Below are 22,385 nucleotides of genomic sequence, written 5' to 3'. Positions count from 1 at the left end.
CACCGGATCAAGAAGCCCGACACCGGCGGCTCCGGCGAGCGCTCCATACGACTGGTATAACCTATCTTACAAGGCACCGATCGAAAAGAGCAAGGGAGCGTACCAGCGACGATCTTCAACCAGCCGGAATCCGACGTGATCAGGAGGAACTCCGACTGAGCAGCCACCGCTTTTTGGATCGCGAACGAACGAACTCAGTGGTGATCTGTGTTTGCCGGCAGCGATGTAAACACCGCAGGCTTCGCTCGAAACGGTCTGTCCATTCTTGGCAAGATCGACCCGACGATTGCAGGTGGTCGTCCATTCCCAGATATTGCCTGCAAAATCAGCCAGACCATGCTCGTTTTCGCCAAAGCTTCCATAGGGGAGCGGCTCGGGCTCCTTCGATCTCTTGCGAGCCGCTTCGCGCTCATAGTCCGCCAGCCAGCGCAAGGCCGGGTTTCGATTGTCCGGGTCGATGCCAAGCGCATCATCCGGGAACTTTGAGCCGGCAGCAAAGGCCAGTTCCGCGTCACTTGGCAGCCGCCAGACGCCGCCGCTCTTTTCCGAAAACCAGTGCGCATAGTCGGTCGCATCGTCATGGCTGACGCCGGTAACCGGCATGTCCGCGCGCGATGGCGTAGCCGATTCCCGCGCCGGGCAGGCACCATCGGCGACACAGGCATCGTAGTCCTGGGTGCTCACCTGGTATTTCATGATGGTGACCGGGGCCACCATGGTTTCCTCTGTCTTGGGTCCGTCAACCGCATAGCCCGCACGATAAAATTCACCCGGCTGACGATAGGCGAATGCGCCGGGGGCAACCGAGATGGTCTGTGGCGCGGGGACCGTTGCTCCCTCCAGCCGCACAATGCCGGACTGTAAAACGACCGCGATCGACAGACTGCCGATCAGGAAAAGCGGCAAGGCCACCGAACCGACCGAATTGAAATGTCTGGGTGGGGTGAGGGCGCCGAACATGGCGATTTCCACAGCGTTTGAGAAGGAAAGCCCCCGGGGCGCCCCATCGAGCGCCCCGGGCTGACGTTGACAATCAGCTTTGCGGCTTGACCACGGCGGTCATGAGATCGTCGTTCCAGTCGCCGGTGACCTTGAAGTGGGCGGCTGCGCCCTTTTCGAAGGCTTCGATCAAGTTGTGGTTCACATAGGCGTAGATGCCCGGCTGCTGGAAGGTATAGTAGGCAGCACCCGCCGCACCGCCGGGAATGAACCAGGTCTCCTGGTCGAGCTCCGGCGGGTTGGCGAACTTGCCGGTTGCCCAGACATAGTCGCCGTGGCCACCGATCAGGTGCGGGCGGGTGTCGCGGTTGGCCTGCGAATGCAGGATCAGCACCCGGTCGCCCACTTCCGCCGTCATCGCCTTGTCGCCGGTCAGTGCCCCGACCGCGCCGTTGAAGACGATGTGGCTCGGGGTGAGCGTGTTCATGACTTCAAGCACGTCGGCATAGGCGTCACCGGCGCTCTCGTATTTCTTGTAGTTGCCGTCGGCATCCTTCGGCACGTAGAAATCCTGCTCGCCGACATAGTAGGCCTTGTCGTAAGGCAGATCATTGCCCTTGTGATCCTTCAGGCCTTCCCGCGGCAGAACCATGATCGCACCGTTCATGCCCGAGGTGACATGCCAAGGCACCATTCCGGGAGGGGCGCAGTGATAGACGAAAACGCCGGCCTTGGTGGCCTTGAAGCGTAGAACAGCCGTTTCACCCGGATTGACGAGCGTCAGCGCGCCACCGCCCAGAGCACCCGTGGCCGAGTGGAAATCGATATTGTGCTGAAGCGTGTTGGTATCGGGATTGATCAGGGTCACCTCGACGTAATCGTCCTGATGCACCACCATCATCGGACCCGGCACCGAACCGTTGAAGGTCATGGCATGCACTTCGGTGCCGGCATCATCGACGACGATCTTCTTTTCCTCGATCGTCAGCGTGAACTCGACAACCTTCGGCGCACCTTCTGCCTTCTGTGTATGGGCATGGACGAAGGGAGGTGCGACCAAGTCTACCTTGACCCGCTCGAGCTTGGCGATATCCGCGGCCACAGCCGCAGAATTCGTGTTGATGTCACCGCCTTCGGCGCGTGCCACCGTGCCCGTCATGACAGGCACGAGAGCGCTTGCGAAAACAGCCCCCGCAAGCATTGTTCGTCTGGTCAAATTGAGGCCCTGCGTCATGATCTCTTCTCCTATCCATCAGTGGGCGTCTCGCCCGAACTGTTGGTATTGTTTTACTTCAAGACGCACCGTTCTATTTGACCTGGAACAAAGATCTTCAGAGGCTGCAGTGCGACATTAGGCCGCCTACTTAGTTGAGCAAACAAAGAAGTTGCGTTGATCCAGATCAATTACTTTGCTCAAAAGCATCTTGCAGCAACACGATCGGCATTTTTGACGAGGTCAAATCCGTGACAGACCCAGAGAAATCGTCCAGTGGCGGCATTCCCCGCGGCCTTGCTCGCGATGGTTCGGTTCTCCTTTCCTACGGCTTCAGACCCTTCTATCTTGCGGCCGGTGTGTGGGCCGTTGCGACAATGGCAATCTGGGTATTGGCCCGTAAGGGCTTGCTCGACCTTCCAGACACCTATGGTCATTCGGCCTGGCACGCGCATGAACTGATCTTCGGTTTCATGCCGGCCGTTCTCATCGGCTATTTGATGACAACCGTACCAAACTGGACGGGTCGCTTTCCGCTTTCAGGCGCACCGCTTGCCCGTCTCGCCTTGGTCTGGCTTGCAGGTAGGATCTCGATGTTTCTGGTCGATGGAAACATTGTCCTCGTGGCCGTGGTGATCGACGGGGTCTTCCTTCCCCTCTTTGCATTTTTTTGCCTGAAGGAGGCCTGGGTTGCGAGGCGGATCGGCGATGGCAAACCGATCCTTGCGGTCTCGCTCCTTGCCTGTCTGAACCTCGGGTTTCATGCCGCCGCCATCACCGGAGGCGATGTCAGTGCCTGGGCACGGGCTGGACTGTCTGTCTACGTCGTGTTGATCGCGTCGACCGCCAGCAAGCTTGTCCCGAGCTTCACCAACAACTGGCTTGCCCAGAGAGGTAGGCCACGCCTTGCGCCTGCACGTCCTGTCATCGACCGCATCGTCGTCGGCACGACCTTGTTCGCAGCAATCCTTTGGACGCTTGCCCCCTTCAGCGCCCTGACGGCAATTGCGGCGATTGTCGCTGCAGGCTTGCATGTCCGTCGCGCCTCAGCCTGGTTAAGGCCAGCTGTCCTACGATCCTCGATGATTGTAGCGATCCAGATCTCCTACGCCTTCATCCCGCTCGGGCTCTTGGGCATTGGAGCAACCGCGCTCGGCATGTCGGGTCCGGTCTTAGCCTTGCACCTTCTTGCCATCGGTGCCGTCTCGGGCATGATGCTCGCAATCATGAACCGCTCTATCCGACTGCATACCGGCAGGAATGAAAGCTCATCCTGGCCGATGCGATTGTCCGTTCCATGTCTGCTGTTTTCGGCAGGCTTCCGCAGCGCTGCCGAATTTCTACCGGGACCTTACGAGGCCCTCATCCTGACATCTGGCCTATTGTGGATTGCGGGTTTCGTTTTCTTCCTCTGGGACAACGCAGGCCCCTTGTGCCGCGTGATGCGAAAGCCAGGCCGTCAGCCCTCTCCGCCAACGCGGATCAGCATACGATAGGCACCCTTGGTCGCATCCACATTGCCGACCCACTGGTGACCGCGCTTTTCCAGCTCGGCGGCGAGAAACCGCGACTCGTCGGAGAAAAGCGCAAACAGAACCTCCCCCGGCTCCATCAATTCGATCAGGGACAGAACCTTTTCCATCGGCCCCGGAGGCTCAAGCTCAGTGAGGTCCACCCGCCAAAGGGGATCGGGCCAAGCCGCTGCTTCTTCAGCCCCAAGAGAATGCAGTATTTTCGCGGATGCCTCTGGGGCCGGAGAGAACACGACCTCCCAATCGCCGCCCTCCAACTCGGTCAGCTTGGCGGAATAGCCGCGTCGGGCCATCACGCTCAACAGCGGAACGGGTTGAAAGGTTGCCAGAAGTCGCAGGCCTTCTCCCGGCTGCAAGGCGCGCACCGCGTCCATGATCGCGGGAAATGGCTCACCGCCCTCCCGAAGGATGGGCCGCACGTCAAGCTCTCTGCAAATGACGTCCGTCGACATGTGACCTCCCTGTTTGCCAATCGGCTACGATCTGACCCGGAATGAGCGGAGCAACCGATGGGTACCGGTCGCTCGCGCACAATTCAATGACCGCCGCCGCAATTGCAGTTGCAGCCTTCATGTTTTCTTCTCTGAATCCGCACTTCCCAGATCTCCGGGCCGCGGGACAGATATTCCCAGTCGAACATGCCGTCATAGTGCATCTCGAGATGGTAATAGAGCGGCACCGGATCGTGATCGACGGTCAGGATCAGATCATACCCCGGAACCAGCGAATTCAGCATCCCGAATATGCGGGGATGCCTTTCGGGGCGGGGAATTTCGCGCACATCGATTTTGAGGATATGGTCTTCGGCAACGGTCATTCGGTCGCTTTCTTGAATGGAAGTGTGTCTGTCTTCTGCAGCTTGGCCGCATCGCATCACCTTGAATAAAGACCTGCCCCGATCTTTCGTTGTGCTGCGACAAGCAAAACCTTGAAAGTGATGTTCCTCTTTGCCTTTCGACAACGAAACGCGCGCGCGCGGCACTATCGTGACGGCATCAAACCGGAGCGATACAATGAACGCAGAGATTATCCGCCGTTACGGCGAAAGCCGCCTGCCCCGTTACACGAGCTACCCGACCGCGCCGCGCTTCTCCGCCAGCATAGGAGCTGGCACCTATCGCGACTGGCTGATGGCCGTCCCGCAAGCCGAGCCGGTTTCGCTTTACCTTCACGTCCCCTTTTGCCGATCCATGTGCTGGTATTGCGGCTGCCACACCACCATCACCCAGAAGGACGCGCCGATCCTCGACTATCTGACCGTGCTGAAACAGGAAATCGGACTGGTGGCAAAGACGATCGGACGGCGACAGGAGGTCAGCGACATCCACTTCGGCGGCGGCACGCCCACCATCATAACGCCGGAAGAATTTCTCGACCTCACGGCCACCTTGACCGCCGCCTTTGGCATTGGCGCCACGACGGAGCTTGCGGTGGAAATCGATCCGAGAACGCTGACCGTCGAAATGGCAGAAGCCCTCGGCACCGCGGGGATTACGCGAGCGAGCCTCGGTGTGCAGAGTTTCGATCCCAAGGTGCAAAAGGCGATAAATCGCATCCAGTCCGCAGAGCAGACGGCAACGGCCCTTTCAAACCTGCGCAAGGCGGGTGCGAGAAGCGTCAACTTCGACCTGATCTACGGGCTGCCACATCAGACCGTCGAATCGGCGATCGACACCGCGCGGATTGCAGCGGCCATGCGGCCGGACCGCTTCGCCGTGTTCGGCTACGCCCATGTCCCGGCCTTCAAGAAGCATCAGCGCCTGATCGATACGGCAGCGCTCGGCGACGCCCATGAGCGACACGCGCAGGCGGAAGCGATCGCGGCGACGCTGTGCGAAGCCGGCTATCGCCGCATCGGTCTCGACCATTTTGCGCTTCCCGAGGATCAGCTTTCGATCGCAGCCGATCACCGCGCGCTGCATCGCAACTTTCAGGGATACACCACCGACAATGCATCGACACTGATCGGCTTCGGCTCATCGGCAATCGGGCGCCTTGCGGAGGGTTACGCGCAGAATGACGTCGCGATCGGACGTTATGCGAATCTGATTTCATCCGGCGAACTGGCCACGTCGAAAGGCTATCGCCTGACCCAAGAGGATCGCGTCCGAGCCTTTATCATCGAGCGGCTCATGTGCGATTTCCAGATCGATTTCGCAGCCATGCCGGATGGCTTCGCGCTTCCAGACGAGAGCATTGGCGCCGACAATTTGCCGCTTCAGGGCCTGTTGGCGGAAGGGATCGTGAACTGGCGCGGCGATATGCTGACGGTGGATACCGAGCACAGATTCCTGGTCAGAACCGTTGCTTCCTGTTTCGATGCTTATCTCGGCGAAGCGGGAAGAACCCACGCCACAGCGGCGTAGTGCAGCGTGACGAACACGAGAAAGCCCGGCCCGATCACTCGGTCCGGGCTTTCCCTTTGCGCGATCGCGGATCAGCGAACGAGCGCGCGGTAGATCTGCGGCAAAGCGGCTGGCAGGCGCCGGATATCAGGCACCACGGCATAACCGTGATGTCCGAAGACGGCGGGCACATAGGTCTTGGCATCCTGGTCCACGGTGACGCCGAAGACATGAATGCCGCGGCGACGCGCCTCGGTGACCGCCCGACGTGTATCCTCAAGCGCAAAACGACCCTCGTAATGATCGACATCGTTCGGCTTGCCATCGGTGAGCACCAGCAGCAGATGCTTGCGGTTGGGGCGTTCGGCAAGCTTGGCCGTCGCATGGCGAAGGGCTGCCCCCATCCGGGTATAGTAACCGGGCTTCAGCGCGGCGATGCGGTGGCGCACATGCGCGTTCATCGGCTCATCAAAGTCCTTGATTGTCTCGACACGCACCCAGTCGCGCCGTCTCGATGTGAAGCTCAGGATGGAATGCATATCGCCACAGGCGGCAAGCCCCTCGGCCAGAACCAATAGAGCCTCTTTCTCTACGTCAAGCACCCGTCGGTCGTTGAACCAGGCGTCGGTGGACAGCGACACATCGACAAGCAGGGTCACCGCAAGATCGTGCGCCTGCGGCCGGCTTGCGAGATGGATCCGGTCAGAGCATTCGCCGCTCGCGGCAAGCTCGGTCCGGCTGCGCACAACCGCATCGAGATCGAGATCGGCACCGTCGACCTGTGCACGCAGCATCTCGTGACGCGGACGCATCGCCTCGAACTGGCGCCGCACGCGACGAACCAGGGCCTTCATCTCCGGCGACGGGCCTGGCGAAAGGCCGGCGTCGGACGCCGGACCGGCAATGACCCGGCAGTGATCCTTCAGATAGACCCCGCGCCGGTAGTCCCATTCCGGATAGGTGAGTTCCGCCTCGAGCGCGGTATGAACGAGCGCTTCCGGCGGCAGGTCGAGGTCGAAGCGGAACTTCGCGGCAGGGCGGCCTTTTCGTTCGCCAAGCACCATCTCGTCGAGTTCATCGGCCGCTGAGGCATCGTGGTCGTCACTGTCGTCGGCAGGGCGCTCGACATTGACCATCTCGGCCATGGCGAGGATTTTTTCGAAACGATTGAGGATGAAGGGGCTGCGCTCACCCTTGGCGGCGGAATCCTTCTCGCGGATCGCCAAATGGCGTCCAGCCGCTTGCGCCTCCGCCTGATTGGAACCGACCGGCTGGTCCATTTCCTGTCGACCGCTCCACTCGTCTCTGATGACCGCCTGCGGCCACAGTGGCACGGGTAGCATCGGCAGATAGCCGGGGGGCGCCCGCCCCGGCATGTCATCCCCTGCCGAAAGAGGCGCAAGTCCGGCACCACGGCGCAGGAGATCGATGATGCGGTCCTCCAGCAATCCTTCCACCCGCGGCAGCGAGCCGCGCCGGCGCTCCGACAAGAGAGCGAGGCAAAGCCGGCGATAGCGCGCGACAAGACCGGGAAAGGCCTGCAGCACCTGTTCCTCGAGTGCCGACGCCGCCTCCAGCATGGCAAGATCGGCCTTGAGCGGATCACCGTCGGTCATCGGTTGCAGCGGCATCACGGCCATGGCAGCCGCGAGCCAGACATAGAGGTCGAGATTGAGCGACTGCTCCGGCATGAGGTCGAGGACAGGGGGCAGCATTACGCTTGCTTCGTCCCGCGCCGGATGGATGAGCTTCTCTTCGCCAAGGCCCATCCGTTGCCGAAACTTCAGCCGGTGCTGCGAGGTCTTGCCCCGTGCGGGCACCAGTTGCACCGTCCTTTCGCCCCCGAAGCCGCGAAAGCAGACGGAGAGCACCGGAAGCACATCTTCCAGCATGACAGCCGCTTCGGGGTAGCGCGGCCAGGTGCGCGTATCGCCGGCAAGCCTGTGCCAGGCACGCCCGACCGTCTCCTCAAGCTCCAGAAAGTCCAGCATGACATTCTCCTAGCGGATGACCGCCTGTGCCAGTTCCAGAAGCGCCGTGCGCACGTCGGGCTCGTCGGTCAGCGGCTCGATCATGGCGGCGCGAACGGCGTCGCGCGGAGAAAGACCGGCATCGATCAGGCTGGCACAATAGACGAGCAGACGCGTCGAGACCCCTTCCTCCAGATCGTGACCTTTCAGCGCACGCAGACGTCTGGCGAGCTCGACGAGGGGCTCGACCGCAACAGTCGACAGTCCGCTTTCTGCGGAGACGACCTCGATCTCCCGCGCCTTGGTCAGGAAGTCGAATTCGATGGCGACGAAACGCTGGCGGGTCGAAGGCTTCAGCGCCTTGAGCAGGCTCTGATAGCCGGGGTTATAGGAGACGACGAGCATGAAGGCCGGCGGCGCTTCAAGCTCTTCGCCCGTGCGTTCCAGTGGCAGGATGCGTCGGTCGTCGGTGAGAGGATGGAGCACGACGGCCACATCCTTGCGTGCCTCCACGATCTCGTCGAGGTAGCAGACACCGCCGTCACGGACTGCCCTGGTCAGTGGTCCGTCAACCCAGACAGTCTCTCCGCCCTTGAGCAGGAAGCGCCCCGTGAGATCGGCAGCGGCCAGATCGTCGTGGCAGGAAACGGTGGTCAGCGGCAGGCCGAGCTTTTCTGCCATATGGCTGACGAAGCGGGTCTTGCCGCAACCTGTCGGACCTTTGAGGAGAAGCGGAAGTTGCCGTGTCCAGGCTGTCTCGAACAGAGCGCATTCATTGCCGGCGGGGGAGTAGGCCGGGATATCAGGCTGAATTTTACGGGCGATGATGTTCATGATGCTGATCCTTCAAAAATTCGGAAGGGCCCCGCCACTTGGAAAGCAGCGGGGCCACTGCTTTACTCAGCGGGCTCGACATAGCCGCCAAAGGCAGGCTCTTTTTCCTTGCCCGGCATCAACACGGCCCAGACGAACATCAGCGCGGAGATCAAAACGACGGCACCGGAGCCGAGGCGCACCCAGTAGAACAGGGCCAGCTGGTCCTGAACCGCCATGTAGCTTTCACCAAGCACGCGCTGCAGATGCACTTGCAGGACACCGGCAAAGGTGAGCGCGAAAGTCATCACCGACATGGCCGTGCACATCATCCAGAAGCTCGCGATCGAGAGCCACTGATTGTAAGGCTGGCGGCCGCGCATTTCGGGAATGGCATAGGCCATGATGGCGAGGTTGAGCATGACATAGGCGCCGAAGAAGGCGAGGTGCCCGTGCGCAGCAGTGACCTGCGTGCCGTGGGTGTAGTAGTTCACCGACGACAGCGTGTGCAGGAAGCCCCAGACACCGGCGCCGAAGAAGGCCATGACCGAGCAGCCGATCGACCACAGAAGCGCTGCCTTGTTCGGGTGCTTGCGGCCAGCCTTCCAGGTCATGACGAAGGTAAAGATGACCATGGTGAAGAAAGGCGCGACTTCCAGCGTCGAGAAGAGCGAGCCGATCCACTGCCAGTAGCCAGGCGCACCGATCCAGTAATAGTGGTGACCCGTGCCGAGAATCCCCGAGAAGAGCGCCAGACCGATGATGACATAGAGCCACTTCTCGACCACTTCGCGGTCGATGCCGTTGAGCTTGATCATCAGGAAGGCGAGCACGGAGGCCATGATCAGTTCCCAGACGCCTTCGACCCAGAGATGGACGACGTACCACCAGTACATCTTGTCGAGGGCGAGATTGATCGGATTGTAGAAGGCAAACAGGAAGAAGATCGCCACACCCCAGAGCCCGAAGATCAGGATGTTGGTGACGACGGTCTTGCGTCCCTTGAGCGACGTCATGGTGACGTTGAACAGCAGCATCAGGGCAACGATGACGATGCCGACCTTGATGACGAAGGGCTGCTCGAGAAACTCGCGCCCCTCATGAATGCCGAAGAGATAACCGACGACCGCGGCGGCAGCGGCGATCAGGAAGATCCAGAACTGCGCAATGGCAAGCTTCGGGCTGTAAAGCTCGGTTTCCGCTTCTTCCGGCAGCAGATAATAGGTCGCACCCATGAAGCCCATCAGCAACCAGACGATCAGGGCGTTGGTGTGGATCATGCGAACGATGTTGAAAGGCAGGAGCTCGGAGAGCGTATTGGGCAGGACATAGATCGTGCCCGCGACGACCCCGAACAGAACCTGGGCAACGAAGAGGCCAAGCGCGCCGTAGAAATACAGCATCGCGACCTTTTGGCTTTGATATTTCATGGTGATGTCTCCTTGGGTCACGAAGGGCTCAGCCCGCCTCGTTCGGCGGCCAGTTCTGCGTCTTGATCTTGCTGGTCCATTCGAGGAAGTCGGCGAGGTCGTTGATCTCTTCGTCGGTCAGATTGAATTGCGGCATCTGCCGGCGACCTTCGACGCCAGAGGGCTGTGCCGCCATCCAGGAGCGAAGCGTCTCGCGTGCGCCGTCCCGGTCGTCCTGGCCACCCCAGCGGGTCCAGACATTGCCGAGTTCAGGCGCAAAATAGGCCCCTTCGCCCAGGATCGAGTGGCAGTTGATACAGGAGTGCTTTTCCCAGATATGCTTGCCGCGAGCGACGCTGTCGGTGAGCGTCGTCTCATCCGTCGAGGTGGTGCGGATGTAATAGTGGCTGTGGGCGGTGAGCCCCACGAAGATCGCAAAAAAGAATATGGAGCCGCCATAGAAGACGTTGCGCGCTCCGGTCTTGGTCAGGCGCTCTGCCATGCCTTTGTCCTTCCGTCTGCCGAGCTTGAAAGGCCCGACCTTGTTTCCCCGCCTTGAAGCCCTCGACGATCCCCTCGCCGGCTTTGCGGGACCTCTGTTTCATAGAGAGCGACGGGATTTGTTCTTTGCGCTTTGGCAAGCAACGGCGCGAATGTTCAGCCGAAGAACCCAACCAGCACGGACCGTAAGAGGGCTGCCACGAGGAGCACGCACAACCATCCGATCAGCGCTATCCTCATCGGATGATAGCCGCCCCTGAGTTCCAGAAAGTCGAGAACCACGAGCCGGCCCTTGGCAAAGGCAATCGCGAGCACGGCGGCAATCGGCACGATTGTCGGACCGGCGAGCGCCGCAACAATTGCGCCACCAACCGCAAAGGTGATCAGCATGGCAAGCACACCAGCCAGTTCTTCATGTTGTCTGCGGGTCATGATGGTCCTCACGCCAGATAGAGGATGGGGAAAATGACCAGCCAGACGAGGTCGATCACGTGCCAGAGGTTGGCGATCAGAACCAGGTTTTCCCGGCCCGGCCGCCAGGCGATCAGAAGAAGCGCGATGGCGCCGAAGAAGACATGCAGGAGATGGAAGCCGGTGATCATGAAATAGAGCTCGAAGAAGGTGTCGAGCGTCGCGTCTTGAGCGTAGCGGACCTCGCCCCAGTACTCGAAAAGCTTGATGGCAACGAAGCAGAAGCCCAGAAGCGCCGCCATGGTGAGCGGCCGTTTCACCGTGTCGAGATCATTCCGCTGTCGCATCGCCACGGCGACAAAGTAGCCGCTGATGAGCAGGACCAGCGTATTGGCTCCGGCAAGACCCGAGCGCAGATGCAGCCGGGCGAGCTCGAAGGCCTCCCGCTCGAAGGTCGAGACAACCAGAAAGCCAAGGATCAGGATGCCGAAGGCAATCAGCTCGCTCCACACCAGGATCCAGAGCAGCAGGTGGTCGTCCTTTGCCTCCTCCTGGAGGCTGGTTTGCATCGCCATGGTCGCATCTCCCTTTGGGTCGGGATGACCTTTAAGCGAGCAAACCCTGTTTCTCTTTGTGGAAGCGCAAAGAAGTCTGACGAAAGACAAGGCAGAGTGCGGACGAAATGGAACGGAGATCCGAGATGACGGATGCACAGATTGGCCTTGTTGTCGCAACACCGGTCATCATGGGGTTCGCCCTCATGCTGAAACGTATGGGCGTATTGCAGGGCGGCGGCACACTCGCCGCGGTTCTGGCGTCTTTGGCCATCGGCGTGATCCTGTTCCTCGAACAGTGAGGAGAAAACCATGGACACGACTGCATCAAACCTCACGGCGACCGAGGTCAGGGCGCTTGAGGACAAACACCGCGATCTGCTCCTTCTCTGCCTGAGGCTGGAGGAGCTGGCCGCGGACTTTGCAGCAGGAGAGGTCCCGCGCGGCATCCAGAAAGTTGCACGGCACATCGAGCCGATGGTCGCCGCAGCACAGACGCTCGAAGAGCAGAAATTCTATCCGGACCTGGAACTGCATGCCGGATCCTGTTTCGGCTCACTTCTCCTCGATCAGGTCAAGTCGGAGCATCGCGTCGACCGACGCGCCGCACGGGAGTTGGCCCTGACCTTGACTGCCGTCGCCCGCAAGCAATGCAGACTGAGCCTCGACACGGTCGCCCATATGGTGCGCGGTTTCCAGGAAGCAGTCAGACGCCACATCACGACAGAGCAGATGCTGCTGCAGCAACTTCTGAACATGGAACCGGAGCTGCCGGCATCCGCATTCTGATGGTCGTCATTGCGCCCCAGTGCTCCTCCCATCGCGCGACCGGTTAGCCCAACCAATCTCCATTCAGTTTGCGCTGTGACAAACAGCCAGTGCCAAAGCCAGATAACATGACTGTGTATATCATGTTTACGGAGACCATCATGTCGAATGCCCACGCCGCAGAAAACTGGACGAAGTCGGCTGGGCTCGCATCCGACCTCAGTCGTGATGTGTCCCGCCGTGCAGTCTGCACCGGCATCGCTTCAGCGCTGGCCCTGCCCTTCCTCAGCAGGTCCGCCTACGCCGCATCGCTTGAAAGCCTCGTGCTCTACGGACCGCCCGCCGGTCCCTCGATCACTTTGGCCTATGCGGTCGGCAAGGGCCTGCTCCGCGATGTCGCCGACAAGGTGGAGTTCAAGACATGGCGGACGCCAGACGAAATGCGGGCGGGTCTCTCCTCCGGTTCGATGCAGGCGGTCGTCATGCCGACGACAGTAGCGGCAAACCTGCACACGCGGGGACTTGGCCTGAAACTGGCCAATGTCATGACCAATGGCCTCCTTTACGTCGTGTCGCGCAATGACAAGATTGCCGACTTTGCCGATCTCGAAGGTCAAAGCGTGACGGTGCCCTTCCCCAATGACACGCCGGAACTCGTCTTCGACGCATCCCTTGCCCGTCATCGGATGGAGGGGAAGGTCGAGGTGGAGCGGGCGGGCTCGCCCATCGAAGCCGTACAGATGCTGCTTGCCGGCCGCATAGACACGGCCCTCCTGCCCGAGCCCGCAGTCTCAGCCGCCATCTTCAAGGCCAAGGCCAGTGGTCAGCCCCTGTACCGGGTGCTCGACATGCAGCGGGAATGGGGCATTGTCACTGCAACGACGCCGGTCATGCCGCAGGCGGGGCTTGCCCTGACGCAGAGCTTCCTGGACGCACATCCAGGCCAGGCGAAAGCGCTTCTGGCCGGACTTGAGCAGGCGGCAGCCGAGGTGAACGCCAATCCTGCAGCCGCCGCGAGCCAGGCCGCATCGGCGCTGGAATTGCCCTGGCCGGTGCTGGAGGCGTCGATCCCCTATTCGAACCTCGTCGCCATGAACGCGCTCGACGCACGTGGGTCGATCGAAACCTTGCTGAGAACGGTGGCGCAGAGCCATCCCGAGATGGTGGGCGGTCGCATGCCGGACGCCTCCCTCTATCTTTGAGGCCGGGACATGAAGGGCTTTGCAGATCGTGTGGGCAGGATAGGCCGCTTTTTCTGGTCCGGCTGGGCGGGCCTCGCCGGCCTCGCGGTTTTTGCGGCGGTCTGGCAGCTCGGCGCCGAAGCCTATGGCAGCTTCGTTCTGCCCACCCCGGCTGCGACGATCCGGACTCTGTTTGGTTTGGCCGCAGACACCGACAACCGGCTGCTGGTGCTTTCGACCAGCCTGCGAGCAATTGCAGGTTTCGCACTGGCGACCGTCCTTGGGACGATCGCGGGCGTGGTTGCCGGATATCACCCGGCGCTCATGCGCCTTGCGCGTCCGCAGGTGACATTGCTGATCGGTGTGCCGCCCATCGCCTGGATCGTTCTGTTGATGATCTGGTTCGGCATGGGTGCCGGCACGGTCATCGCGACCGCAGCCATCGCGGCCTTGCCGCTTGTGTTTGTGGGGGCCGCCGAGGGTATCCAGACGCGGGATCGGGCATTGGAAGACATGGCCCGCATGGCCGGCCTGTCGCCACTCGCGCGCCTGGTCAAGATATCGCTGCGGCAAATGCTGCACGCCCTCTTCCCGTCTCTGGTCATGGCGCTCGGCACAGCCTTCAAGGCGGCCGTCATGGCCGAGCTTCTGGCCAATGCCGGCGGCATCGGAGGGGCACTCGCCAATGCCCGGTCCGCACTCGATGTAGAGGCAGCCCTTGCCTGGATCCTCCTGTCGGTCATCGCCCTGATCGGCGTTGAATATGGAATTGTTCAGCCTTTGCGCGCCGAAGCCGAGGCGTGGCGGGAAGCCGCCCAACCCTGGGGCGTGCGCCGATGAGCCTTCTTCAGCTCAAGGCCGTTGGCCATGTCTTTCTCGGACGCGCCGTTCTCGAAAACGTCAGCCTGGACGTCGAGCAAGGGGAGATGGTCGCCCTGGTGGGCCCCTCCGGTTGCGGCAAGAGCACGCTCGCTCAGATCGCCGCCGGGCTGATTGCCCCGCGCCACGGGCAGATCGTGAGGAACTATGACCGCTGCGCCTTCGTCTTTCAGGAGCCACGCCTCCTTCCCTGGGCGACAGTCGAAACGAATGTCGCGCTTGGCCTGTCTGGCCTCAGTTTGTCTCGGGCCGAGCAAAGGACGAGAATTGCGGCTGCCTGTCATCGCGTGTCGCTGGAAGAGAGCGACTGGCGGAAATTTCCGTCGCAGCTGTCGGGTGGAATGCGCCAGCGCACGGCGCTCGCCCGCGCGCTCGTCGGCAACCCCGATTTCCTCTATTTCGATGAGCCCTTCACGGCACTCGATGCCGCGTTGCGCAGGCGAATGCAGGATCTCGTCGTCTCAACGGTCTCCGACAGCGGCAAGGGCGGGCTGTTCATCACCCATGACATTCACGAAGCGCTGCGGATCTGCCACCGGATTGCAGTGCTTGATCGTTCCGGCCATGGAATTCTCGACTGCGTCGCCGTTCCCGAAGCGCCCGGAAACCGCAGTGACAAGATGATCTTCGAGACGGCGCGTAGGCTCATTTCCGATCATCCGCTGTTTGCTGTGGTGGACGAGCATGACGAGCGGAGGCTGGCATGAGCGTACTCCCAGACATGCGGATCTGGCCCTCGACCGATCTTGCCACGGCCATGTCCGCGGAGGGGCTGAGGCTGATGTTCCCGCTTGCAGCCTTGCATGCGGCGGTCTGGCCATTTCTTTGGGTGGTCGTCTGGTCTTTCGATCTGCCCTTCGCCACCACCTCCCTTCCCGGCCAATGGCACGCCCAGGAAATGCTGGTCGGTTCCTTCGGAGGCGCGCTTTTGGGCTTTCTGACCTCTGCCCTGCCGGAATGGACGGATACGCAACGCCTCAGCGGTCGTCCCCTGTTCCTGGCTGCAGGTCTTTGGGGCGGCGCCCGTGTCCTCGGCTTGCTCGCCGTCGAAAACGGCTGGCTGTTCGGCTTGCTGTTCGATCAGGCCTGGATACTGTTCCTGCTGATTTATGCGCTCAATCTGTCCTGGATAAAGAAAAGCACCGATCTCCTGGGCTTTATCCTGTTCCTTTCAGCATTTGCTGCGGCTGCGGCCCTTTTGCGGATCGCCATGGCCTTCGAGGCCTACGATCTCTCGGAAAGCGCGATCAGAATTCTCGGCCTTTCGCTTCTCGGCCTGCTCGGTCTCGCCCTTGCCCGCATCACCGTGCCGGTCACCAATCTGATCCTCGACCCGACGGAAAAGACCTCGCCCTATAGACCGCATCCCGGCCGCGTGCATCTCTCGGCGGGATTGACCATGCTGGTAATTCTCGCAGAGGCAACCACGCTCTCGGACGCCGTGCGCGGCTATCTGATGTTGGCGGCGGGCGCTGCCTTTCTCGACCGTGTCGCCGAAGGCTTTGTCGGCCGCGAAGGCCTGTCCTTCGAACTTGGTGGTCTGTGGCTATCGAGCGCGCTTGCCGGCACCGGCCTTCTTGTCTGCGGCCTCGCCCTGATCGGCCTGCCCCTGCCCTGGCTCGGCGGCCTGCATCTGGCGCTAATGGGAGGCCTCGGTCTCGGCGTCCTGCAGGTTCTCTCGATTGCCGGTCTGCTTCATACCGGACAACCGCTGCGCTTTGTCCCGACAACCCGGTTGTCGATCCTGCTGCTCGTGCTTTCCGTGCTTCTGCGCATCCTGCCGGAATTCGCCCCAACTCTCGCGCTGCCCCTTGGGCCCCACGCGCTGGCATCGACGCTCTTTTCGCTTTCCTTCCTCCTCTGGGCTACGGCCTATATTCCTCTGCTCTGGTCGCCGCAAACGGTGAACCAGGAAAGGTGCTGACATGACGAGACTTCCCAGCCCCTCCATCACCAAGCGCCTGCTATCAGGCGGATTCCGCCTGTTCTTTCCGGGCAGCGCCCTCATCGCCGCCCTCTCGATTGCGATCTGGGTTCCGTGGTTTCTGGGCTTTATGCATGTTCCAACCCTCTTGCCCCCGCTTGCCTGGCACCAGCACGAGCTTCTCTTCGGCTTTGTCCCGGCGGTGATCGCGGGCTTTCTTCTGACCGCCGTGCCAAACTGGACCGGCCGTCCAGGTCTGAAGGGGCTGCCTCTTCTGGCGCTGTTTCTCCTCTGGATGGCCGGGCGGCTCGCCATCAGTCTTTCGGAATGGACGGGCCTGCCTGCCGCGACGCTTGCCGCCCTTGCCTTCCTGCCCGTGCTCGCCATTGTCGTTATGAAGGAACTGCTCGCGGCATCGAACCGGCGAAACTACAAGATCGTCGCCGTTCTTGCTCTCCTGAGTGCCGCGCAGATCCTCTTCCACTACGAAATCGACCGCTATGGTCGCGTCGAAATGGCGGACCGCCTCGCCTTGTCGGCCATCCTCATCCTGATCGCCCTTGTCGCAGGCCGCATCATTCCTGCTTTTACCGGCAACTGGCTGAAGGCAAACAATCCCGGACGACTGCCTGAAAATTTCTCCCGCTTCGATCTTGTCGTCATGATCCTTTCAGGACTGGCGCTTGCACTGTGGGTCACCGTCGCCGGAGGTGTGGAGACCCTCCGCTCCGCTGCTGGCGCTCTGATGATCCTCGCCGCCCTTGCACATCTCATCAGGCAGGCCCGATGGTGTCCCGAACGGACGCTGCGCGAACCGCTCGTCACCATCCTGCACGTCGGCTACCTGTTCATCCCCGTCGGCTTTCTGCTGACCGGATTGTCCATGGTCCTGGACCACTCCGGCCTCGCCTCCGCGGGCATCCATGCCTGGACCACAGGCGGGATCGGGGTGGTGACGCTGGCGGTAATGACCCGCGCGACCCGGGGGCATACGGGCCAGGCGCTCACCTCGCCTCGCAGCACGACCTGGCTTGTCTACGCGCCGATTGTTCTTTCTGCAGTGCTGAGAATTTTCGTCGCCCTTTCGCCACAGCACACCATGCTGCTTCTGCCGATTGCCGCCCTGGCCTGGATCGTCGCATTCCTGAGCTACATTGCCTTCTACATGCCGTTGATTGCGCGGAAAGGATAGGCGGGGGGCGACTGCACGCTCACCCCCGCCACTCTGGTATCAACGGCATGTCCGTCAGGCCAAGAACATCCACGGCCCGCGCTGCGATGTGGGCAACCACCTCCTCCACGGTCGCGGGATTGCGGTAGAAGGAGGGCACCGGCGGCATGACGACGGCGCCCATCTCGGTCACCGCCACCATGTTGCGCAGATGCCCGAGGTGAAGCGGCGTTTCACGGGCAAGAAGCACCAGCCTACGGCGCTCCTTGAGCTGTACATCGGCGGCACGCGTCAGAAGATTGTCGGTGATCCCCGTTGCGATCGCGGCCAGAGATCGCATCGAACAGGGCGCAACGATCATGCCGGCCGTGCGGAACGAGCCGCTGGCAATCGAGGCACCGATATTGCTTTCTGGATGGAAGTGATCGGCAAGACCGATCAGCCGCCCAAGCGCCTCGTTGCCCGCCTCATGCGCGATCGTCCGGCGCGCAGCCGACGTGACGACAAGATGCAGTTCCACATCATCCATGGCTGCCAGCAGCCGGCCGATCTGAACACCGATGGCTGCTCCCGAAGCGCCGGAAATACCGAGTATGACACGCCGGACCATCGCTACCCTGCCATCGTCTTGACGGATCCAAGTGCGAGATCACCCCAGATCGCATCGACGCGCGCTGCGACCTCCGGCGTCATCTGCAGAACCCGACCCCACTGCCGATCTGTTTCGGCCCCGAGCTTGTTGGTGGCATCAAGACCGAGCTTTCCTCCAAGCCCAGGTTTCGGTGAGGCAAAATCGAGATAATCAATCGGTGTATCATCCACCACAACGAGATCGCGGGAGGCATCGAAGCGTGTGGAAAGCGCCCAGATGACATCGCTCCAGTTCCTCACGTCGACATCGGGATCGACCACGATGATGAGCTTGGTATAGCTGAACTGCGGCAGCATCGACCACAGCCCAAGCATGATCCGACGCGCCTGCCCCGGATAGCGCTTGTCGATCGAGACGACGATCGCCCGGTAGGAGCAGGCCTCCGGCGGCAAATATAAATCGACGATTTCCGGAAACTGACGCTTCACCAGGGGAAGGAACAGGGCATTCATCGCCTCTCCGAGCACGGAAGGCTCATCCGGCGGACGGCCCGTGAAGGTCGAAAGATAAACCGGGTCGCGACGCATCGTCATCGCGCTCAAGGTCATGACGGGAAACGGCTCAACGGAATTGTAATAGCCGGTGTGATCGCCGTAAGGTCCCTCTGGAGCTGTCTCTGTGACCGAAACGGTCCCTTCCAGCACAATCTCAGCCGTAGCCGGAATGTCGAGCGGTTGGGTGAGCGCCCGCACCACGCGGCTGCGCTTTCCTCTGAGCACGCCGGCAAACGAAAGCTCGCTCATGGTTTCGGGCAGCGGCATGACGGCTGACAGGATGGTCTGGGGATCCGCACCGATCACCACCGCAATCGGCATATCCTGGCCCAAGGCCTGCCACTGCCGAAAATGTTTGGCAGCACCGCGATGGGCAAGCCAGCGCGTGATCAGGCGCCTGCGATCCATCGCTTGCAGCCGGTAGACGCCAACATTGACGTCCTTTGGATCGGAGGGGGATGCGGTAACGACCAGCCCCCAGGTGATCAGCGGCGCCGGTTCGCCGGGCCAGCACCACTGGATCGGCAACCTATTGAGATCGACGGCCTCGCCTAAGAAGGCGACCTCCTGGCATGCGGCCTCTCCCACCCGGCGGCATCCGAGCGCCATGGCGGAGCGAAGCACAGGCAGTTTCTTCAAGGCATCCCGGAGCGAGGCCGGAGGCCTTGGCTCACGCAACTCGGCGAGCAACTCCGCGAGATCGCCGATCTTGCCGCCCGGGATGCCATAGCCGAGTTCGATCCGCTCGCGCGCGCCAAACAGGTTGGCGAGGAGCGGTATTTCTGACATCGAGCCGTCCGGCCGAACCGGACGTTCGAAGAGCAAGGCCGGGCCGCGCTCGGCAAGCACCCGCCTGTGAATTTCGGTGATCTCATGGACGAGGCTGACCGGCTGCGAGATGCGCAAAAGCTGCCCTCGCCTTTCCAGTTCACGCATGAATGCCTGAAGGCCGTCGTAGCGACGCGGCGGTGCGATCTGTGTCATGCGAACCGCTATGGACCGCAGATTCGCTCCCGTCTTTGCGCTGGCGCAATCTGCATGCTGGGGCGCTCCCCTAGGTTTGCGCCGGTTCAACCATCAAAATTGGCGCAATGCAGATACCCTCTCTTCTGGCTCTCCCGCTCAAGGCCATGCCGCTTATGCCGCTCATGCCAATCGAGCGCGTGGCACGCCGCCTTTTCAGCCTCCTGCTTCTGGCCCATGGCGACATATTCGCGCGCCTGGGTGAATACAAAAACAGCCGCTTTTCGTTTGCCCCGACAGACCTGCCCCTTGTATTCCTGGTCGAGCCCGACACACACCGCCTGACTGTGATCCGCAAAGGCGAGGCGTTCACGGCAGATGCGGGCGTCGAGGCACCTCTGGTCATCCTGCTCGCGCTTCTCGAGGGGCGCTGCGATGCCGATGCCCTGTTCTTCTCTCGCGATCTCAGCGTGATCGGCGACATGGAGGCCATGCTTGCGATGCGAAACGCCCTCGACGATTGCGACATCGACCTGCCGCGCGACCTTGCGCGCATTGGCGGACCGGCAAGTGGCCTGATCCAGAAGATGGCCGAGGAAATCCGCAGACAGTCGATGAAGGAGATGCAGGGATGGAACTGATCTGTCCGGCGGGCACACCGGCTGCCTTTCGTGAAGCCGTCGATGCTGGCGCCGATGCTGTCTATTGCGGCTTCCGCGACGAGACGAATGCGCGCAATTTCCCGGGCCTCAATTTCAGCCGCGACGAACTGCGCGACGCCATTGCCTATGCCCGCAAGAAGGGCTGCATGACATTCGTCGCTCTCAACACCTTCATGCGGGCCGGGGATGAAGAGATCTGGTACTGCGCGGCGGCCGACGCGGTGAACCTCGGTGCCGACGCACTGATCCTTGCCGATTTCGGCCTCATGGCGCATGTCAGGGAGCACTATCCCGAACAGCGCCTCCATGTGTCGGTCCAGGCCTCCGCGTCCAACCCGGAAGCGATCAACTTCCTGGTCGAAGCCTTCGACGCCAAGCGGGTCGTCTTGCCGAGAACGCTGACGATCAGCGACATCGCCCGCATCGGCCGAAAGGTCAAATGCGAGATCGAGGTCTTCGTCTTCGGCGGTCTTTGCGTCATGGCCGAGGGACGCTGCTCACTGTCGTCATATGCCACTGGAAAATCGCCCAACATGAACGGCGCCTGCTCGCCGGCCAGCCATGTCCGATACCGCCAGGATGGCGCTGACATGGTGTCGGAACTCGGCCCCTACACGATCAACCGCTTCAGCCATGGAGAGGCCGCAGGCTATCCCACGCTCTGCAAGGGACGCTTCGACATTGGCGACGCGCGTGGCTATGCCTTCGAGGACCCCGTATCGCTCGACGTCATGGGCGAAATCGAAGCCCTGAAGGATGCCGGCGTCTCCGCTTTGAAAATCGAGGGTCGCCAGCGCGGCAAGGCCTATGTGGCGGAGGTCGTATCGACGCTGCGCCAGGCGCTCGCGACCGAACCGGCAGGACGCGGCCCCTTGCTGGCCCGGCTGCGAGCGTTAAGCGAAGGGCAAAAGACCACCATCGGCGCCTATGAGAAGCGCTGGAGATGAGCATAAGCGAATTGACCCTGGGCCCCGTCTATTATCTCTGGGACGGACCGAAATGGCGCGATTTTTATTTTCAGATCGCAGACGAGGCACCGGTCGAGCGGGTCATTCTGGGCGAGACCGTTTGCTCCAAACGCCAGCATTTCATCGAGCCGCACCTGGCAGAGGTGGTCGAACGCCTCGAAAAGGCGGGCAAAACCGTCGCCTTTTCCTCGCTGGCACTGGTTACACTGGAACGCGAAAGCCGTATCGTCAAAGATCTGATCGAAACCTCGGACCATGCCATAGAGGTCAACGACCTCTCCGCCATCAATCTCATCAAAGGTCAACGACACCTCGTCGGCCCCCTGGTCAATGTCTATAACGGCCCGACGGCACGTCTGATGGCACAGCGTGGAGCGGAACGCATCTGCCTGCCGCCCGAACTTCCGTTCCAGTCGATCGCTAGAATTGCCGCAGAGGCAAGCGGCGTTGCCTTCGAGGTGATGGTATTCGGCCGCATGCCGCTCGCCATATCGGCCCGCTGCGCCCATGCCCGCTCCAAAGGCAGGATCAAGGACAACTGCCAGTTCGTCTGCGGCGAAGAGCCGGACGGCTTGCCGATCAGGACGCTCGACCGCCAGTCCTTTCTCGTGCTGAACGGCGTGCAGACCATGTCGCATACCTGCCAGCTCTTGCTCAACGAATTGAAGGACTTGCAAGAGGCGGGGGTCAACGCCTTCCGTCTCTCGCCGCAGGACTGCGACATGGTGCGGATTGCCTCGATCTTCCAGGAGACGCTTTCGGGCCGGATGGAGACTGACGAGGCCGCGGCACGCATTGGGCATTGCTACCCCGGAGCGACATTCTCGAATGGCTTTTACCATGCCCGCGAAGGGGCAGCCTGGGTATCGAGGGCAAAGAGCGTGGCCCAATCCCAGTGACGGGGGTTTGGATTACCGCAAGCTCGAAACAGCGTGGCGGTGCCAACGATTGACGCGCTCACGCTTGTGGGGTTGTTGCACCCGACATGGGCGTGCGCCTTGTGATGTCGGTTGGTGATATCAGTTTTGTCTATTTC

Annotated in this window: 24 protein-coding genes; 12 read left to right on the top strand and 12 right to left on the bottom strand. The window is 61.4% G+C overall.

What is annotated here, in order from left to right; translation table 11 throughout:
* Positions 1 to 66: 66 nt before the first annotated feature.
* Complete coding sequence (locus FAA97_RS19290; RefSeq protein WP_136600208.1) at positions 67 to 960, bottom strand: SUMF1/EgtB/PvdO family nonheme iron enzyme; 894 nt, start codon at positions 958 to 960, stop codon at positions 67 to 69.
* A gap of 73 nt (positions 961 to 1,033) precedes the next feature.
* Complete coding sequence (nirK, locus tag FAA97_RS19285; RefSeq protein ID WP_136600207.1) at positions 1,034 to 2,173, bottom strand: copper-containing nitrite reductase; 1,140 nt, start codon at positions 2,171 to 2,173, stop codon at positions 1,034 to 1,036.
* A 230-nt stretch (positions 2,174 to 2,403) separates the two neighbouring features.
* On the opposite strand from nirK, the gene FAA97_RS19280 reads away from it, so the two are divergent.
* Positions 2,404 to 3,648, top strand: a complete 1,245-nt coding sequence (locus tag FAA97_RS19280; RefSeq protein WP_168801054.1) for an NnrS family protein — start codon at positions 2,404 to 2,406, stop codon at positions 3,646 to 3,648.
* On the opposite strand, the gene FAA97_RS19275 is transcribed toward FAA97_RS19280, so the two are convergent.
* Together FAA97_RS19275 and FAA97_RS19270 are read right to left on the bottom strand one after the other, a co-directional pair.
* Complete coding sequence (locus FAA97_RS19275) at positions 3,612 to 4,136, bottom strand: DUF2249 domain-containing protein (RefSeq protein ID WP_136600205.1); 525 nt, start codon at positions 4,134 to 4,136, stop codon at positions 3,612 to 3,614. The genes FAA97_RS19280 and FAA97_RS19275 overlap by 37 nt on opposite strands.
* A gap of 83 nt (positions 4,137 to 4,219) precedes the next feature.
* Positions 4,220 to 4,501, bottom strand: coding sequence for a DUF2249 domain-containing protein (locus tag FAA97_RS19270; RefSeq protein WP_136600204.1), 282 nt, complete (start codon positions 4,499 to 4,501; stop codon positions 4,220 to 4,222).
* Between the two features lie 196 nt (positions 4,502 to 4,697).
* On the opposite strand from FAA97_RS19270, the gene hemN reads away from it, so the two are divergent.
* Positions 4,698 to 6,050 carry an oxygen-independent coproporphyrinogen III oxidase gene (gene hemN, locus FAA97_RS19265; protein ID WP_136600203.1) on the top strand — a complete coding sequence of 451 codons (1,353 nt, stop codon included), beginning with the start codon at positions 4,698 to 4,700 and terminating at the stop codon, positions 6,048 to 6,050.
* Between the two features lie 71 nt (positions 6,051 to 6,121).
* On the opposite strand, the gene FAA97_RS19260 is transcribed toward hemN, so the two are convergent.
* The 6 genes from FAA97_RS19260 to FAA97_RS19235 form a co-directional block, all read right to left on the bottom strand.
* Positions 6,122 to 8,020 carry a nitric oxide reductase activation protein NorD gene (locus FAA97_RS19260; protein WP_136600202.1) on the bottom strand — a complete coding sequence of 633 codons (1,899 nt, stop codon included), beginning with the start codon at positions 8,018 to 8,020 and terminating at the stop codon, positions 6,122 to 6,124.
* A gap of 9 nt (positions 8,021 to 8,029) precedes the next feature.
* On the bottom strand, positions 8,030 to 8,833 hold the full coding sequence (locus FAA97_RS19255) for a CbbQ/NirQ/NorQ/GpvN family protein (protein WP_136600201.1): 804 nt from the start codon (positions 8,831 to 8,833) through the stop codon (positions 8,030 to 8,032).
* A 62-nt stretch (positions 8,834 to 8,895) separates the two neighbouring features.
* Positions 8,896 to 10,242 carry a nitric-oxide reductase large subunit gene (locus FAA97_RS19250; protein WP_136600200.1) on the bottom strand — a complete coding sequence of 449 codons (1,347 nt, stop codon included), beginning with the start codon at positions 10,240 to 10,242 and terminating at the stop codon, positions 8,896 to 8,898.
* 28 nt (positions 10,243 to 10,270) lie between these two features.
* A complete protein-coding gene (locus FAA97_RS19245) occupies positions 10,271 to 10,723 on the bottom strand; it encodes a c-type cytochrome (protein WP_136600199.1) in 453 nt (150 codons plus the stop codon).
* Between the two features lie 155 nt (positions 10,724 to 10,878).
* Positions 10,879 to 11,154 (bottom strand): cytochrome C oxidase subunit IV family protein, encoded by a 276-nt coding sequence (locus FAA97_RS19240; RefSeq protein ID WP_136600198.1) that lies wholly within the window; start codon positions 11,152 to 11,154, stop codon positions 10,879 to 10,881.
* An 8-nt stretch (positions 11,155 to 11,162) separates the two neighbouring features.
* Positions 11,163 to 11,708, bottom strand: coding sequence for a cytochrome c oxidase subunit 3 (locus FAA97_RS19235; RefSeq protein WP_136600197.1), 546 nt, complete (start codon positions 11,706 to 11,708; stop codon positions 11,163 to 11,165).
* 125 nt (positions 11,709 to 11,833) lie between these two features.
* Between FAA97_RS19235 and FAA97_RS21125 the strand changes: the two genes are divergently transcribed.
* The 7 genes from FAA97_RS21125 to FAA97_RS19205 all read left to right on the top strand — a co-directional run bounded on the left by FAA97_RS21125 (position 11,834) and on the right by FAA97_RS19205 (position 17,631).
* Positions 11,834 to 11,989, top strand: coding sequence for a hypothetical protein (locus tag FAA97_RS21125; protein WP_168801053.1), 156 nt, complete (start codon positions 11,834 to 11,836; stop codon positions 11,987 to 11,989).
* Between the two features lie 10 nt (positions 11,990 to 11,999).
* On the top strand, positions 12,000 to 12,476 hold the full coding sequence (locus FAA97_RS19230; RefSeq protein ID WP_136600196.1) for a hemerythrin domain-containing protein: 477 nt from the start codon (positions 12,000 to 12,002) through the stop codon (positions 12,474 to 12,476).
* Positions 12,477 to 12,616: 140 nt separating this feature from the next.
* Positions 12,617 to 13,657: an ABC transporter substrate-binding protein gene (locus FAA97_RS19225; protein ID WP_136600195.1), complete on the top strand. Its 1,041-nt coding sequence runs from the start codon at positions 12,617 to 12,619 to the stop codon at positions 13,655 to 13,657.
* Positions 13,658 to 13,666: 9 nt separating this feature from the next.
* Positions 13,667 to 14,476 (top strand): ABC transporter permease, encoded by an 810-nt coding sequence (locus FAA97_RS19220; protein WP_136600194.1) that lies wholly within the window; start codon positions 13,667 to 13,669, stop codon positions 14,474 to 14,476.
* Positions 14,473 to 15,222 (top strand): ABC transporter ATP-binding protein, encoded by a 750-nt coding sequence (locus FAA97_RS19215; RefSeq protein ID WP_136600193.1) that lies wholly within the window; start codon positions 14,473 to 14,475, stop codon positions 15,220 to 15,222. The genes FAA97_RS19220 and FAA97_RS19215 overlap by 4 nt, the downstream gene beginning before the upstream one ends.
* Positions 15,219 to 16,439, top strand: coding sequence for an NnrS family protein (locus FAA97_RS19210; RefSeq protein ID WP_206110067.1), 1,221 nt, complete (start codon positions 15,219 to 15,221; stop codon positions 16,437 to 16,439). The genes FAA97_RS19215 and FAA97_RS19210 overlap by 4 nt, the downstream gene beginning before the upstream one ends.
* 1 nt (position 16,440) lies before the next feature.
* Complete coding sequence (locus FAA97_RS19205) at positions 16,441 to 17,631, top strand: NnrS family protein (protein ID WP_136600192.1); 1,191 nt, start codon at positions 16,441 to 16,443, stop codon at positions 17,629 to 17,631.
* 19 nt (positions 17,632 to 17,650) lie between these two features.
* Here FAA97_RS19205 and FAA97_RS19200 read toward each other — a convergent pair whose 3' ends face one another.
* Together FAA97_RS19200 and FAA97_RS19195 are read right to left on the bottom strand one after the other, a co-directional pair.
* Complete coding sequence (locus FAA97_RS19200) at positions 17,651 to 18,220, bottom strand: UbiX family flavin prenyltransferase (protein WP_136600191.1); 570 nt, start codon at positions 18,218 to 18,220, stop codon at positions 17,651 to 17,653.
* A gap of 2 nt (positions 18,221 to 18,222) precedes the next feature.
* Complete coding sequence (locus FAA97_RS19195; protein WP_136600190.1) at positions 18,223 to 19,740, bottom strand: UbiD family decarboxylase; 1,518 nt, start codon at positions 19,738 to 19,740, stop codon at positions 18,223 to 18,225.
* Between the two features lie 107 nt (positions 19,741 to 19,847).
* Here FAA97_RS19195 and ubiT point away from each other — a divergent pair, with 107 nt between their 5' ends.
* From ubiT to ubiV, 3 genes are read left to right on the top strand one after another with little or no spacing between them, the layout of a single operon-like run.
* Complete coding sequence (ubiT, locus tag FAA97_RS19190) at positions 19,848 to 20,360, top strand: ubiquinone anaerobic biosynthesis accessory factor UbiT (RefSeq protein WP_136600189.1); 513 nt, start codon at positions 19,848 to 19,850, stop codon at positions 20,358 to 20,360.
* Positions 20,351 to 21,328 (top strand): ubiquinone anaerobic biosynthesis protein UbiU, encoded by a 978-nt coding sequence (gene ubiU / locus FAA97_RS19185; RefSeq protein ID WP_136600188.1) that lies wholly within the window; start codon positions 20,351 to 20,353, stop codon positions 21,326 to 21,328. Before ubiT ends, ubiU begins: the two co-directional genes overlap by 10 nt.
* Positions 21,325 to 22,248: a ubiquinone anaerobic biosynthesis protein UbiV gene (gene ubiV / locus FAA97_RS19180; RefSeq protein WP_136600187.1), complete on the top strand. Its 924-nt coding sequence runs from the start codon at positions 21,325 to 21,327 to the stop codon at positions 22,246 to 22,248. Before ubiU ends, ubiV begins: the two co-directional genes overlap by 4 nt.
* Positions 22,249 to 22,385: the final 137 nt, after the last annotated feature.

The sequence above is a fragment of the Peteryoungia ipomoeae genome (assembly GCF_004912165.1).
Lineage (GTDB): Bacteria > Pseudomonadota > Alphaproteobacteria > Rhizobiales > Rhizobiaceae > Allorhizobium > Allorhizobium ipomoeae.
The sequence above is the reverse complement of the archived record's forward strand: the minus strand, read 5'-3'. Positions and strand labels throughout refer to the sequence as shown.

Coding starts and splice junctions, on each gene's coding strand:
- FAA97_RS19290 (WP_136600208.1), bottom strand. CDS start 960: ATGTTCGGCGCCCTCACCCCACCCAGACATTTCAATTCGGTCGGTTCG.
- nirK (WP_136600207.1), bottom strand. CDS start 2,173: ATGACGCAGGGCCTCAATTTGACCAGACGAACAATGCTTGCGGGGGCT.
- FAA97_RS19275 (WP_136600205.1), bottom strand. CDS start 4,136: ATGTCGACGGACGTCATTTGCAGAGAGCTTGACGTGCGGCCCATCCTT.
- FAA97_RS19270 (WP_136600204.1), bottom strand. CDS start 4,501: ATGACCGTTGCCGAAGACCATATCCTCAAAATCGATGTGCGCGAAATT.
- hemN (WP_136600203.1), top strand. CDS start 4,698: ATGAACGCAGAGATTATCCGCCGTTACGGCGAAAGCCGCCTGCCCCGT.
- FAA97_RS19260 (WP_136600202.1), bottom strand. CDS start 8,020: ATGCTGGACTTTCTGGAGCTTGAGGAGACGGTCGGGCGTGCCTGGCAC.
- FAA97_RS19255 (WP_136600201.1), bottom strand. CDS start 8,833: ATGAACATCATCGCCCGTAAAATTCAGCCTGATATCCCGGCCTACTCC.
- FAA97_RS19250 (WP_136600200.1), bottom strand. CDS start 10,242: ATGAAATATCAAAGCCAAAAGGTCGCGATGCTGTATTTCTACGGCGCG.
- FAA97_RS19245 (WP_136600199.1), bottom strand. CDS start 10,723: ATGGCAGAGCGCCTGACCAAGACCGGAGCGCGCAACGTCTTCTATGGC.
- FAA97_RS19240 (WP_136600198.1), bottom strand. CDS start 11,154: ATGACCCGCAGACAACATGAAGAACTGGCTGGTGTGCTTGCCATGCTG.
- FAA97_RS19235 (WP_136600197.1), bottom strand. CDS start 11,708: ATGGCGATGCAAACCAGCCTCCAGGAGGAGGCAAAGGACGACCACCTG.
- FAA97_RS21125 (WP_168801053.1), top strand. CDS start 11,834: ATGACGGATGCACAGATTGGCCTTGTTGTCGCAACACCGGTCATCATG.
- FAA97_RS19230 (WP_136600196.1), top strand. CDS start 12,000: ATGGACACGACTGCATCAAACCTCACGGCGACCGAGGTCAGGGCGCTT.
- FAA97_RS19225 (WP_136600195.1), top strand. CDS start 12,617: ATGTCGAATGCCCACGCCGCAGAAAACTGGACGAAGTCGGCTGGGCTC.
- FAA97_RS19220 (WP_136600194.1), top strand. CDS start 13,667: ATGAAGGGCTTTGCAGATCGTGTGGGCAGGATAGGCCGCTTTTTCTGG.
- FAA97_RS19215 (WP_136600193.1), top strand. CDS start 14,473: ATGAGCCTTCTTCAGCTCAAGGCCGTTGGCCATGTCTTTCTCGGACGC.
- FAA97_RS19210 (WP_206110067.1), top strand. CDS start 15,219: ATGAGCGTACTCCCAGACATGCGGATCTGGCCCTCGACCGATCTTGCC.
- FAA97_RS19205 (WP_136600192.1), top strand. CDS start 16,441: ATGACGAGACTTCCCAGCCCCTCCATCACCAAGCGCCTGCTATCAGGC.
- FAA97_RS19200 (WP_136600191.1), bottom strand. CDS start 18,220: ATGGTCCGGCGTGTCATACTCGGTATTTCCGGCGCTTCGGGAGCAGCC.
- FAA97_RS19195 (WP_136600190.1), bottom strand. CDS start 19,740: ATGACACAGATCGCACCGCCGCGTCGCTACGACGGCCTTCAGGCATTC.
- ubiT (WP_136600189.1), top strand. CDS start 19,848: ATGCAGATACCCTCTCTTCTGGCTCTCCCGCTCAAGGCCATGCCGCTT.
- ubiU (WP_136600188.1), top strand. CDS start 20,351: ATGGAACTGATCTGTCCGGCGGGCACACCGGCTGCCTTTCGTGAAGCC.
- ubiV (WP_136600187.1), top strand. CDS start 21,325: ATGAGCATAAGCGAATTGACCCTGGGCCCCGTCTATTATCTCTGGGAC.